The sequence below is a fragment of the Bradyrhizobium sp. RDM12 genome, assembly GCF_051917485.1.
In the GTDB taxonomy this organism is placed as follows: Bacteria; Pseudomonadota; Alphaproteobacteria; order Rhizobiales; family Xanthobacteraceae; genus Bradyrhizobium.
Map to the genome: position 1 here is coordinate 7,224,445 of NZ_CM133064.1, position 11,870 is coordinate 7,236,314.

Annotated in this window: 12 protein-coding genes and 2 pseudogenes; 5 read left to right on the top strand and 9 right to left on the bottom strand. The window is 63.3% G+C overall.

Annotation, left to right across the window (positions count from 1 at the left end):
* Window positions 1-177 precede the first annotated feature (177 nt).
* Together ACTGJ9_RS35255 and ACTGJ9_RS35260 are read right to left on the bottom strand one after the other, a co-directional pair.
* Window positions 178-1,284: an efflux RND transporter periplasmic adaptor subunit gene (locus ACTGJ9_RS35255; protein ID WP_456674796.1), complete on the bottom strand. Its 1,107-nt coding sequence runs from the start codon at window positions 1,282-1,284 to the stop codon at window positions 178-180.
* A gap of 229 nt (window positions 1,285-1,513) precedes the next feature.
* Window positions 1,514-2,845, bottom strand: coding sequence for an MFS transporter (locus ACTGJ9_RS35260; protein ID WP_456674797.1), 1,332 nt, complete (start codon window positions 2,843-2,845; stop codon window positions 1,514-1,516).
* Between the two features lie 76 nt (window positions 2,846-2,921).
* Here ACTGJ9_RS35260 and ACTGJ9_RS35265 point away from each other — a divergent pair, with 76 nt between their 5' ends.
* Window positions 2,922-3,218, top strand: coding sequence for a DUF2809 domain-containing protein (locus ACTGJ9_RS35265; RefSeq protein ID WP_456674798.1), 297 nt, complete (start codon window positions 2,922-2,924; stop codon window positions 3,216-3,218).
* An 89-nt stretch (window positions 3,219-3,307) separates the two neighbouring features.
* Here ACTGJ9_RS35265 and ACTGJ9_RS35270 read toward each other — a convergent pair whose 3' ends face one another.
* Both ACTGJ9_RS35270 and ACTGJ9_RS35275 read right to left on the bottom strand, forming a co-directional pair.
* Complete coding sequence (locus tag ACTGJ9_RS35270) at window positions 3,308-4,468, bottom strand: winged helix-turn-helix domain-containing protein (RefSeq protein ID WP_456674799.1); 1,161 nt, start codon at window positions 4,466-4,468, stop codon at window positions 3,308-3,310.
* Window positions 4,469-4,640: 172 nt separating this feature from the next.
* Window positions 4,641-4,885 (bottom strand): annotated as a pseudogene (locus ACTGJ9_RS35275) (hypothetical protein).
* A 344-nt stretch (window positions 4,886-5,229) separates the two neighbouring features.
* Here ACTGJ9_RS35275 and ACTGJ9_RS35280 point away from each other — a divergent pair.
* The gene (locus ACTGJ9_RS35280; protein WP_456674800.1) at window positions 5,230-5,871 is read left to right on the top strand and encodes an OmpA family protein; all 642 of its coding nucleotides are present in this window, start codon (window positions 5,230-5,232) and stop codon (window positions 5,869-5,871) included.
* Between the two features lie 67 nt (window positions 5,872-5,938).
* Here the strand turns inward: ACTGJ9_RS35280 and ACTGJ9_RS35285 are convergent, their stop codons facing one another.
* Window positions 5,939-7,243 carry a phospholipid carrier-dependent glycosyltransferase gene (locus tag ACTGJ9_RS35285; protein ID WP_456678725.1) on the bottom strand — a complete coding sequence of 435 codons (1,305 nt, stop codon included), beginning with the start codon at window positions 7,241-7,243 and terminating at the stop codon, window positions 5,939-5,941.
* 164 nt (window positions 7,244-7,407) lie between these two features.
* On the opposite strand from ACTGJ9_RS35285, the pseudogene ACTGJ9_RS35290 reads away from it, so the two are divergent.
* A pseudogene (locus tag ACTGJ9_RS35290) lies at window positions 7,408-8,108 on the top strand (FecR family protein).
* Window positions 8,109-8,110: 2 nt separating this feature from the next.
* Entirely contained in the window at window positions 8,111-9,241 is a 1,131-nt protein-coding gene (locus ACTGJ9_RS35295) for a hypothetical protein (RefSeq protein WP_456674801.1), read from the top strand.
* Window positions 9,242-9,366: 125 nt separating this feature from the next.
* On the opposite strand, the gene ACTGJ9_RS35300 is transcribed toward ACTGJ9_RS35295, so the two are convergent.
* The 3 genes from ACTGJ9_RS35300 to ACTGJ9_RS35310 form a co-directional block, all read right to left on the bottom strand.
* Window positions 9,367-9,855 carry a VOC family protein gene (locus tag ACTGJ9_RS35300; protein WP_456674802.1) on the bottom strand — a complete coding sequence of 163 codons (489 nt, stop codon included), beginning with the start codon at window positions 9,853-9,855 and terminating at the stop codon, window positions 9,367-9,369.
* A gap of 25 nt (window positions 9,856-9,880) precedes the next feature.
* Window positions 9,881-10,309, bottom strand: a complete 429-nt coding sequence (locus ACTGJ9_RS35305) for a VOC family protein (RefSeq protein ID WP_456674803.1) — start codon at window positions 10,307-10,309, stop codon at window positions 9,881-9,883.
* Between the two features lie 131 nt (window positions 10,310-10,440).
* Entirely contained in the window at window positions 10,441-10,956 is a 516-nt protein-coding gene (locus tag ACTGJ9_RS35310; protein WP_456674804.1) for a cupin domain-containing protein, read from the bottom strand.
* Window positions 10,957-11,083: 127 nt separating this feature from the next.
* Here ACTGJ9_RS35310 and ACTGJ9_RS35315 point away from each other — a divergent pair, with 127 nt between their 5' ends.
* Entirely contained in the window at window positions 11,084-11,302 is a 219-nt protein-coding gene (locus ACTGJ9_RS35315; RefSeq protein WP_456674805.1) for a CsbD family protein, read from the top strand.
* Between the two features lie 58 nt (window positions 11,303-11,360).
* Here ACTGJ9_RS35315 and ACTGJ9_RS35320 read toward each other — a convergent pair whose 3' ends face one another.
* Window positions 11,361-11,825, bottom strand: a complete 465-nt coding sequence (locus tag ACTGJ9_RS35320; RefSeq protein ID WP_456674806.1) for an FKBP-type peptidyl-prolyl cis-trans isomerase — start codon at window positions 11,823-11,825, stop codon at window positions 11,361-11,363.
* Window positions 11,826-11,870: the final 45 nt, after the last annotated feature.

Genomic DNA, 11,870 nt, shown 5'->3' on the forward strand with positions numbered 1-11,870 from the left:
GCACTCTCCGGAAAAAACGATCCAATTGCCAAAAACGACAGCCGCTCTGTTCAAGGCGTCGTCGCGAGGCAGCGAAGCAATCCAGGGGGCTGGGCAGGTTCTGGATCGCTTCGTCGCTTCAGCCTTTGCGTAGGGGCACAGGGCGAAACTCACCTCACACGACGTAACTCGCAAACTCTAGAAAGACAGTGACGACACGACCCGCACCTTCTGGCCGGGATCGAGCTTCTGCACGCCGAGCGTGACGATCTTGGCGCCCTCGTCGACACCGTTGGTGATGATGACGTCGTTGCTGTCGTAGGACTTCACCGCGACAGGCTTCAGCGTGACCGCGCCGTTGTCGTCGACGACGAAGAAGGACGGCTTGCCGCCCTCGTTGAAGAGCGCGGACAGCGGCAGCCGCGCGACGCGCTCGGTGGCGGCGTCCGACAGCGTCAGCGTCGCGGTCATGCCGAGCGAAACCTTGTCGTCGGCCTCAGGCAGCGAGAATTTTGCGAGATAGGTGCGCGTCGCGGAATCCGCGGTGGGCGCGATCTCGCGCAGCTTGGCCGTGTACCTCTTGTCCGGCTCCGACCAAAGAGTGACGCTGGCGGCGCCCGACTTGGCACGTCCGACCAGCGTCTCAGGAATCGCGACGACCGCCTCCTTTTCGGCAAAGCGGGCGACACGGATCGAGGTCTGGCCTGCGGCAACCACCTGGCCGGGCTCGATCAGCGTTGCGGTGACGACGCCATGGGCGTCGGCGTTGAGCGTCGCGTAGGAAAGGGAATTCTTGGTCAACTCGACCGAGCGGACGGCGCGGTCCAGACGCGCGCGGGCCTCATCAGCGGCGGCGCGGCTCGAATCCATCGCCGCATCCGTGGTCCAGCCCTTAGCCTTCAGATCCTTGGCGCGCTGCTCGGCGGCGGCAGCCTGGGCCAGCACGCCGGTGGCAGCGGTCTGCTCGGCGACGGCTTGCTCGGCCTGGAGCTTCAGGTCGACCTCATCGAGAGTGGCGAGCGGCTGGCCGATCTCGACGGTCTGGCCGACTTCCACCAGGCGTTTTGCGACTTTGCCGGCGACGCGGAAGCCGAGGTCGCTCTCGATCCGGGGCTTGATGGTGCCGACGAAGCTGCGCTCCGGGGTCTCGGCATCATAATGGGCGGTTGCGACCAGGACGGGCCGCGGCGGCTCGGCCTTTTGCGCCACGGTATCGTTGCATCCGGCCAGCGCGGCGGCCATCAGGACCAGCGACACACCCGCCAAGAGCTTGGAATAGCTGGACAAAACGGACCGAACGAACATCGGAGGACACTCCTGCATCTCTGATGAGAGGAATGTCGACTAATCACTGATGAAAGTCAATAATCGTCAGTCATCAGGAATATGTGATCGGGGTGATAACCCTTCCCGTCGCCTTGGCAAAAGCCAGGGCTCGTTCCCCTGAATTCGGTTGCTAGAAGAATACGTCTCCCCGCGTGCCCCAAGAGGAGCCGCAGGGCATGGGCCCTGCTTTCGCCAGGGCGACGTAGATTCACCGCCCCTGTTCGGCGAACTCGTGCTTGGTCTCGTGGCCGCCGACGAAGACCAAAATGCCGGCGAGCAGCGGCAGCACCGCGAGCACCAGCAGGCCGGTCGAGGTCTGGCCGGTGGCTTCCTTGACCCAGCCGATCAGATACGGGCCGCCGAAGCCCGCAAGATTGCCGATCGAGTTGATCAGAGCGATAGCGCCCGCGGCCGCAGTGCCCGACAGCCATGAGGTCGGCAAGGTCCAGAACACGCCGAAGACGCAGAACACGCCGACGGCGGCGAAGGTCAGCGCCACCATCGTCATGGTGGGATCGCTGATGTAGCTGGAGATGGCGAGCGCGACCGCGATCAGGATCATGGGCGCACCGACATGCATCACGCGCTCGCGCGTGGCGTCCGAATGTCGTGCCCACAGGATCATCGCGACCGTCCCGAACAGGTACGGGATCGCGGTGACGAAGCCGGTCTGGGCGTTGGTGAGGCCGAACGCCTTGACGATCTGCGGCAGCCAGAACTGCATGCCATAGAGCGCGCCAACGAAGCCGAAATAGATAAAGCTCAGCGTGATCACCTTCGGCGACGACAGCGCTTCACCGAGCGTCATATGCTTGGCCGCCTGCTTGACCGCGATCTCGGAATCGAGCCGCGCCTTCAGCCAGGCCTTCTGCTCGGCCGAGAGCCAGTCCGCCTTCTCCGGCCTGTCGGTGAGATAGAACCAGGTGACGATGCCGAGCAGCATCGAGGGGATGCCCTCGAGAATAAACAGCCACTGCCAGCCCTTCAGACCCATCGCGCCGTCGAGCCCGAGCAGCAGGCCGGAGATCGGCGCGCCGATCACGGTCGAGACCGGCACGGCGATCGCGAAGGCCGCGAGGAAGCGGCCGCGATATTCGGCCGGGTACCAATAGGTGAGATAGAGGATGATGCCGGGGAAGAAGCCGGCTTCCGCAACGCCGAGCAGGAAGCGCAGGACGTAGAAGCTGGTCACGCCGTTCACCAGCGCCATCAGCGCCGAGATGATGCCCCAGGTCACCATGATGCGGACAATCCAGCGGCTGGCCCCGAACTTCTCCAGCGCCAGATTGCTCGGCACCTCGAAGATGAAATAGCCGATGAAGAAGATGCCGGCGCCCCAGGAGAAGATCAGCGGCGTGAACTTCAACTCGGCGTTCATGGTCAGCGCGGCGAAGCCGAGATTGACGCGATCGAGATAGGAGAAGAAATAGGCCAGCACCAGGAACGGGATCAGGCGCCAGGAAATGGCGCGGATGGTCGAAGTCTCGATTTCGCTCCTGGTGGCGCCGGCGGAACCGGCGTAGCTCGTGGTCTGGCTCATGGCTTCCCCCGGGGTTGTTGCTTTTATGGGCTAGAACGCCGTTTTCAGCATCGCGGGCAAAGAGTCAATGGAAGCCATGCACCGAGCGCAGCCGATCAACACCATTGCGCCGCGATGGAGATCGCTGCCGCGGCTGACACGGAGCCAGCTTGCGGCCATCGCGATGGCGATTGCGATCGTGGTCGAGTTTTTGCGGCTGGTGCATATGCCGTGGCTCGATGCGTTCCGGCTCACCGCCGCCGGCGCGTTGCTGTTGGGGGCGGATCTTCTCGCCGGGAATTTGGTGGCATATGCGGTCGGGATCGCATTCGGCGTTTGGATCGACCGGCTCGCTGCGAATCGCGGTCTGGTAGGGTGGGCAAAGGCGCCTTAGCGCCGTGCCCACCATGTCCTTCACGTAACGTCGATGTGGGCACGCTTCGCTTTGCCCACCCCGCGAGACCGACGGTTTGGCGCACGCCTTCACTCCGCCAGTTGAAACCGCTCAAAGCGATCGAGCTCCTCCTCGATCTTCTGCTTCAGCTCCTTGCGCCCGGCCGTCTTCCTGCCCGCACCGACCCAGGTCCATTTCTGCATCAGCAGCTTCTTCGCCTGCCGATCGGTCTTGAGATCGAGCGCGGCGACGATTTCGTCGCCGACCAGCACCGGCAGCGCGAAATAGCCAAGCTTGCGCTTCGCTTTCGGCACATAGGCCTCGAACAGATGGTTGTAGCCGAAGATAAGATTGGTGCGCTTGCGCTGGATGATCAGCGGATCGAACGGCGACAGGATGTGGACGAGATCCGGCGACACGTCATGCGGCTCCAGCGCGGACGGCTGCGCCCAATGCTCCTGCTTGCCGGCGCCCTCGACCGCGACAGGCATGAGCTCGCCGCGGCGGACGCGCGCGGCGATCAGGCTTGCCACCGCCTTCTTGCTCGGCGCATCGAGATGGCAGATCGAATCCAGGCTGACGACGCCTTGCGACCGCAACGCGCGGTCGAGCAGATGGGCCGTGATCTCCTTCGCCGAGGCCGGCTTCGGCAGCTTGTCCCAGCCGAAATGCCGCGTCATCAGGTCATAGGTCTTGAGCATGCCCTGGCGCTCACTGACGGTCGCAACGCCCGTGTAGAACGCGAGCTGCAAGGCCCGCTTGGACGGTTTGCGGCTCTGCCAGAGGTGCTCCTTCTCGGTGAGCACGTCGTCCTCGATGTCGCGGATCGTCAGCGGGCCGGCGCGCAGCAGCCGCATCACCTTGCGCGTATCGGCCGGCGTGACCGAGGCATACCATCTGTGCCCCTCGCGCTTGTGCTCCCGCATCGCCGGCAGGAAGAAGCGAAAATCGTTCGACGGCACATAGGACAGCGCATGGGTCCAGTATTCAAACACGCTTTTGTCCATGCTCTGGGCATGCCGCAGATCGGCGCGGCTGTAGGACGGGATGCGGCTGAACAGAATGTGGTGATGGCAGCGCTCGATCACGTTGATGGTATCGATCTGCACATAACCGAGATGAGAGACCGCATCAGCCACGGCCTGGGCGCCCTCCCCGAACGGCACGCGCGTGTCGAGCCGCTGGGCCCGCAGCCAGATCTGCCGGGCCTGTGTCGTTGGGAGCGGGAGGGATTTTGGCGCGCGGGACATTGCGAGAGGCAATGTAACGAGATTCGCGCCAGGAGAAAGAAGCAGACCGTCGAGGAAAAAGCCGCGCTGCCATCTGCGAACGCGACAAAGGCCGCGGCGGTGAGCAAGGTCTCTGGCGAGAACGTTTCGCGGAGAAGACAATTTTCCTGCTGCGATGCAAAGCGAACCGGCCTCAGCGGCCGTCCTTCGGCGCCCTGGGCCGGTCACCGAGGCTGCCGGTGGCGATATCAGGCTCGCAGGAGGCCCTGCCGCGGCCCTCGGCCTGGCAGCGATAGACGCTGCCGGTGAGGCGATCGACCAGCCACATGTTCTCGTCGGTCGGAGCTTCGAGGCCAACATAGCGGGAGGTCACCCCGTGATCAGCGTCGAGAGCAGGATCGCCACGGCAATCATCGCCGCGCCGATATAGATCGGCATGGCGTTCAGAGACACAGTCCGATCCGGCGGGCCGCTGCGATAGAATTGATAGTCACTTGGCCTCGGCACGGGATGGAACTCGGTTCTCTCGCTTGCGATGTCTGATCAAGGGTGTCTGCTAGGCGCGCATCTGGCCGATTTCTTGTTCGGGAGCAGGCCATGGGGCGACGGCTTTGCGACGAGCGGGCAGCTTTCCAAAGCAAAAGCGACCCGGATCCGGCCTGCGCCGAAATGGGCTGGAGGTCCTTGCCCACCAACGTGACGAGGATCACATCCGCGCCCTTGAACCTTCCCTATGCTCGCAGCATCAAATCGCCAACAGGCCTCGCAGCGAGGATACGACAATGACCCATTTCAATAAGTTTTTTGGACTGAAGGCGATCACGCTCACGGCCGCGCTGTCGTTGACGGCAGGCCTGGCTTTCGCCGGTGACACCAACGTCTCCACCAACCAGATCCTGGATGCGTTGAAGCCCAAGCCGATCACACGCGGCCTCTCCGCCGGTTCTCAGGCCGATCCGACGGCGCAAGCCAAGGAAGCAAACTTCCTCAACACGGTGCGCAACCGGCAGACCCGTTCGCTCTCGATGGGCGAGCGCGATCAGATCGCTGAGCTCGCATCGACCAAGCCGAACATCGATCTGGAGATCCAGTTCGACTACAACTCGGCCGACATCGCCAGGACCTCGGTGCCGTCGGTGCAGGCGCTCGGCAAGGCGCTGTCCGATCCGTCGCTGAAGGGCTCGACCTTCGTCGTCGCCGGCCATACCGACGCGATCGGCACCGAAGAGTACAATCAGGGCCTCTCGGAGCGCCGCGCCGACACCATCAAGAAGTATCTGGTGCAGAACTACGGCCTCAACGGCAGCGATCTCGTCACCGTCGGCTATGGCAAGACCAGGCTGAAGGACACCGCCAACGGCGCCGACTCGATCAATCGTCGCGTTCAGGTTGTGAACATGGAGACCAAGACCGCATCGAAGTGATTCCGAGAAGCAGTTGCAAGCAACCGACAAACCGCCTACCGCAAAAACGGCAGGCGGTTTTCTGCGGTCAGATCCAGCTCTGGAACAGCATCAGCCGGTTGAACGTCTGCATCGATGTACCGATGAAGGCGGCTGATATCGGCAGCATCACCGCAAAGCCGATCGCGGCGATTCCGACGTAGGCCCACAACAGCCAGTGCGGCAGGCCGCCTCTGCGCAGGACATAGACCAGCGCGAGCGAGGCTGCGGTTGCAGCCGGTAGATAATAATAGATGAAGCCAAGCGTGCGCGGCAGCAGCGCCCAGGCGAGCCAGAGGCCGAAATAGAACGCCGCGATCAGGAACGCATCCCAGCGACGCGTGACCATGAAATCGCGCACCACCAGCGCGAGCGCAAGCAGCGCCGGCCAAGCGACCAGCGGATTGCCGAGGAAAACGACCGCCGCGACGTTGTCGTCCGAAGTCTTGTCGAACAGGAACCAGACGGGCCGCGCCAGCAACGGCCAGGACGGCCACGAGCTCATATAAGTGTGGCCGGCGATCGCGGTGGTGGTGTTATCGGCAAAGATGCGGCGCTGTGCTTCGATCAGATCGGGCAACGACATCCCGTAGAGCGGAACAAAAGCAGCGAGATAAGTCACGGCCGGCAACAGCGCGAAGCAGAGCGCAGCGTGATGTGCCCGGAGCCCTGGCCATAGATCGGGACGATACCAGTCGCTTGGCTTGGCGTCGGCAAACAATGTGTGCCAGCCCTGCATCAGGCGGATCACCGCAACAATGATGATGCAGACGCCAAGCGGAAACAGGCCGCTCCACTTGCAGGCGGCGGCGAGACCGAACAATGCACCCGCGAGTGCGAACAGCGATTGCGGCCGCTCCCGTCGAAAGCCGTGCATGAAGGCGGCGATGGCGAGCAGACCGAAGCCGAGTGCGAAGATGTCGAGCATCGCGATGCGCGCCTGCACATAGAGCATCTGGTTGAACGCCGCGATCAGCGCCGCTGCGACCGCGGGCCCTTGCGATCCGAACAGCGCGAGACCGCAGAGATAGATCGCGACGATCGCGAGCGCACCGAACAGCGTTGCCGGATAGCGCCAGCCCAGCGCATTGTCGCCGAATGCCGCGATCGAACCCGCGATCAGCTCCTTCGCCAGCGGCGGATGCATCGGATTGAGCATCGGCTCTGACGTTCCGAAGCCCAACATCTGCCGTGCAGCCGGCACATAATGCACCTCGTCGAACACGAATTTATCCGGCGTCACCAGCCCGATCAGCAGCGCGAAATGCGCGGCTAGGAAGATCGCGACAGCGATCACTGCGCTTCGCGACAAGTTCGGAACCGCGTGTGCTTCAAGCGACTGCTGTGGGGCTATTTTGCGTGGCAAATCTGCGTCACCGCGAACAAAAAATAACTCAGCCGATCCATTGAACGCATTCTGCCGCAACTGTCACTAAGCTAACGCTCGTCTCGCGCGGCTTGTGAACAATTCTACCACAACATGGGCGGGCGCGATCAGGGACTTCGATCGGGTACAACATGAATTTTCGTTTTCTGTTTTTCCCTGCGCTGCTGTCAGCCACACTGTGCACCGTCGCTTGCGCGCAGGCCCAAACGCGCGTCGGTGAAGCCGTCCTGGTTCAGAACGAAGTGGTGCGCGTCGCCGCGACCACCTCGCCGATCAGCGTCGGCGACAGCATGATGCGCGACGAGACTGTGCGCACCGGCACCGACAGCGCGGCCCGCTTCGTCATGGCCGACAGCACCAATCTGTCGCTCGGACCGGGCGCCACGCTGAAGCTCGACCGCACCGTCTTCAACGACGAGCACAGCTATCGCGACGTCGCGATCCGCATGGCCACCGGCGCCTTTCGCTTCGTCACCGGACATTCGGAGAAGACCGCCTACAAGATCACGACTCCGCTCGCGACCATCGGCGTTCGCGGCACCACGCTCGACATCCTGTCGCAGCGCGGCCGCTCGGTCGTCGTGCTTCAGGAGGGCGCGGCCAGCGTCTGCACGTTGAACTTCCAGTGCATCCAGCTCACCCAGCCTGGCGATACCGCGGTCATCACCTCGACCGGGGGGAAGATCTCCATCACCAAGACCAACACGCCTCCCTGGACGTTCGCCGCCAATTGCGCCGCAAATGCGGGGCTGTGCTCCGTCAACCAATATGCCGACGCCTCGACGACCATCCTCCTGCCGCCTATGACGACGGCGTGCTGTGCGGGCGCTGACGATGGCGCAACTCGGCCTCAAAAGGCTTGTCCTGGCCGGCGCATTGGCTGCGGGCGCGGCGCTTGCACTATTTGCTTTCGACACCCGTCCGGCCTCAGCCGCGAGTACCTGCGAGTTCGAATGCGGCGAGCCGAACCCCTATCCGTCACCAAGCACCTACCCGTCGCCAAGCCCCTCTCCTTCGCCAAGCCCGTCGCCGTCGCCAAGCCCGTCCCCGTCGCCGAGCCCGACGCCGACCGGCTCCGACTCCAGCGGAAACTCAATTGGCGGCCTCGCCAACCAGCGCTTCAACCAGATGATCACCAACCGCGTGCTCGGTACCGTGCTGCTCGGCGTCAACGAGCAGGTCAATTGCAGCGACTGCATCAGCGCGTTCGGCTCGGCCGGCTCGTTCTCGGCCGGCATTCACGGCCGCAAGGAGCTGACGCCCAACCTGTCGCTGCTCGCAGGCCTCGCCTACACGCAATACAGCGAGGGCGGCTATAACATCACGAGTGCACCGATCGGCGCCTTTGCGCTGCGCTATGACTTCACCGATTGGGGCTCGTCGCGTCCATTCTTCGACGTCGGCACGATCCTGACGCCGTGGGAGAGGGCGCGCTACACCCACAGCTACAACACCAGCCTCGGCCCGGTGAGCGTGACCGGTTCGACCAACGCCGCGAACTACGCGGTCTATGGCCGCGCCGGCTGGATGGGCCGGTTGTCGCCGCGCGACGAGATCGCGGCCTCAGTCGAAATTTGGCAGCTCTGGCAGCGCGTATCGGGCTATTCGGACGGCGCGGTCGCGTTCAATCCGTTCGACGTTAGCCTTGCGACCGGCACCGATCGCACCAGCCTGGTCAAGATCGGTGGCCAGTGGACCCATCTGTTCGCCGGCAACATCGAGACCAACATCAACGGCGGCTGGGTGCAGTCGTTTGCCAGCCATAGCGGCATCGTCGCCACCGTGACCGGCGACGGCATGGTGTTGCCGACGATGGGCAATCAGGGCTGGTTCGAATATGGCGGCCGCCTCGGCTTCCGCATGCAGAAGGGCTGGATCGTGGACCTCTTCGCCAATGGCACGCTGGGCCCGCAGCCGGTCGGCAACACCATCCATGGCGGCGTGGGGCTGAGGATTAATTACTAGCGGCGAGCACGGTCTCGTAGGGTGGGCAAAGCGAAAGCGTGCCCACCACTGCTCTCTCAATCGCAGACAGACGGTGGGCACGGCGCTTACGCGCCTTTGCCCACCCTACGGCACCTGTGTTGACGTCACGCCGCCGACTTGCCTTCGAACGCCCGACGCAAGACATCCACATCCAGCTTCACCATTTTCATCATGGCCTGCATCGCGCGTGCGGCGGCTGCCTTGTCGGGGCTCGACAGGAATTCGAACATCACCTTCGGCACGACCTGCCAGGACACGCCGTAACGGTCATAGATCCAGCCGCATTGCTGCTCCTTGCCGCCGTTGGCCAGGAAGGCGTTCCAGACGCTATCGACCTGGGCCTGGTCGTCGCAATGGATCATCAGCGACAGCGCGTGGGTATAATCAACCTTCATGCCGCCGTTGAGCGCGACCAGCGGCTGGCCGGCCACCGTGAACTCGACGACGAGCACCGAGCCTTCCTTGCCGGACGGGTTGTCCGAAACGTTGCGCTGGACATGCGTGATCGCCGAATTCGGCACCAGCGAGACGTAGAACTTCGCGGCTTCCTCGGCGTCGCCGTTGAACCACATGCAGGGCACGAGCTTGGACATCAGAATGCTCCTCTCCAGGTTTCGATCAGGCGTTCGCCATCGCGGGCTTCGGGGGAACGGCTGCCATATCCAGCCAGTTCACACCCCACATATGACCGTCCGGATCCTCAAAGCTGCGGCCGTACATGAAGCTGTATTCGTCCTTCGGGCTGGGATCGGCCACTCCGCCCGCGGCCTCGGCCTTGCCGACGATATCGTCGACCTCGTTCCGGCTATCGGCGGACAGGCAGAACAGCGCCTGGTTTGAGGTCTTTGCATCCGCGATCGGCTTCGGCGTGAACTGACGAAATTTGTCATGGGTCGTCAGCATCGCGTAGATGGTCTCGGAAAAGATCATGCAGCTCGCCGTATCGTCACTGAATTGCGGGTTCCTGGTCGCGCCGATCGCCTCATAAAAGGCCGTCGCGCGCTTGAGGTCGGTCACCGGCAGATTGAGGAAAATCATTCTGGCCATCGAAAGCTCCTTGGGCGGGGTTCTTCCCAAGGACGGAGGGCTGGACCGCCATCCGACACGGCTTCCGAAATATTTTCCCGCCCGCCGGGTGCGGGGTTCTGTCGCACCGAGCCCCCGCGCACTTTTCGGCCTTACTTCTTCTGGTTCGGATCCCGATGGATCGGATCGATCCAGAGCACGGTCTCGGGCTTCTCGACCGGCTCGATATCCAGATTGATCGCGACCGCCTCGCCGTCGCTGCGCACCAGTACGCATTCCAGCACCTCGTCCGGGCTGGCGTTGATCTCCTGGTGCGGCACGTAGGGCGGCACGAAAATGAAATCGCCGGGGCCGGCCTCGGCGGTGAACTGCAGGCTCTCGCCCCAGCGCATCCGCGCCTTGCCCTTCACCACATAGATCACGCTTTCGAGATGGCCGTGATGATGCGCGCCGGTCTTCGCATCCGGCTTGATGCTGACCGTGCCCGCCCACAATTTCTGCGCGCCCACGCGCGCGAAATTGATCGCGGCCGCCCGGTCCATGCCCGCGGTCGACGGAACGTTGGTATCGAGCTGGTTGCCGGGAATGACGCGCACGCCGTCATGCTTCCAGCGGTCATCGTGATGATCGTGGTCATGGTGGGAATGCGAATGGTCATGGCCGGTCATGTGACTTGCTTTCTGTTGGTTCCGTGCGCGCAAAACTAACCAAAGCCGCGGCGTCAAGCCATACCAAAATCGGAACTCTCAAAGCCGCCGAGCGTTGCCATTCTGAGCAATCTCGAAGGAGAGTTTCATGGGTAGCACGAGCGACAAGATCAAGGGCACCGCCAACGAGACCATCGGCAAGGCCAAGCAGGGCATCGGTGAAGCCACGGGTTCGGAACGCCTGCAGGGCGAAGGCGCGGTCCAGGAGGTGAAGGGCAAGGGCCAGAAGGCCATGGGCGACGCCAAGGACGCCGCGAAGGGCGCGGTCGATCGCGCCGCTGCGGGCGCAAGGCGCGCGACCGAATAACGCGCGTCAGACTGAAAACGAAAAGACCGGCCGAGAGGCCGGTCTTTTGCTTGTGCGGTCACTTCACCGCGAGCAATTCCACATCGAACATCAGTGTCGCGTTCGGCGGGATCACGCCGCCGGCGCCGCGCGCGCCGTAACCGAGCTGCGGCGGGATGATCAGAGTACGCTTGCCGCCGACCCTCATTGTGGCAACGCCCTCATCCCAGCCGCCGATGACGCGGCCCTTGCCGATGGGGAATTCGAACGGCTCGTTGCGATCGACGGACGAGTCGAATTTCTTGCCCTTCTGGCCGTTCTCATAGAGCCAGCCGGTGTAGTGCATCACGCAAATCTGGCCAGGCTTCGGCGAAGCGCCGGTGCCGACGACGCTGTCGATAGTCTGCAAGCCTGAAGCTGTGGTCATGGGTTTTCCTGCGGTCTGGGCCGACGCGGCGGTGGAGACGAATGTCGACACGTTGGCGATCACAGTGATCGCGAGAGCCGACACGATGGCGAGGAGCATGCGCTGGAAACGCTGCATAAGACACCTTCCGTTTGAGGCGGGAGGTGTCTAGCGCAACGAGCA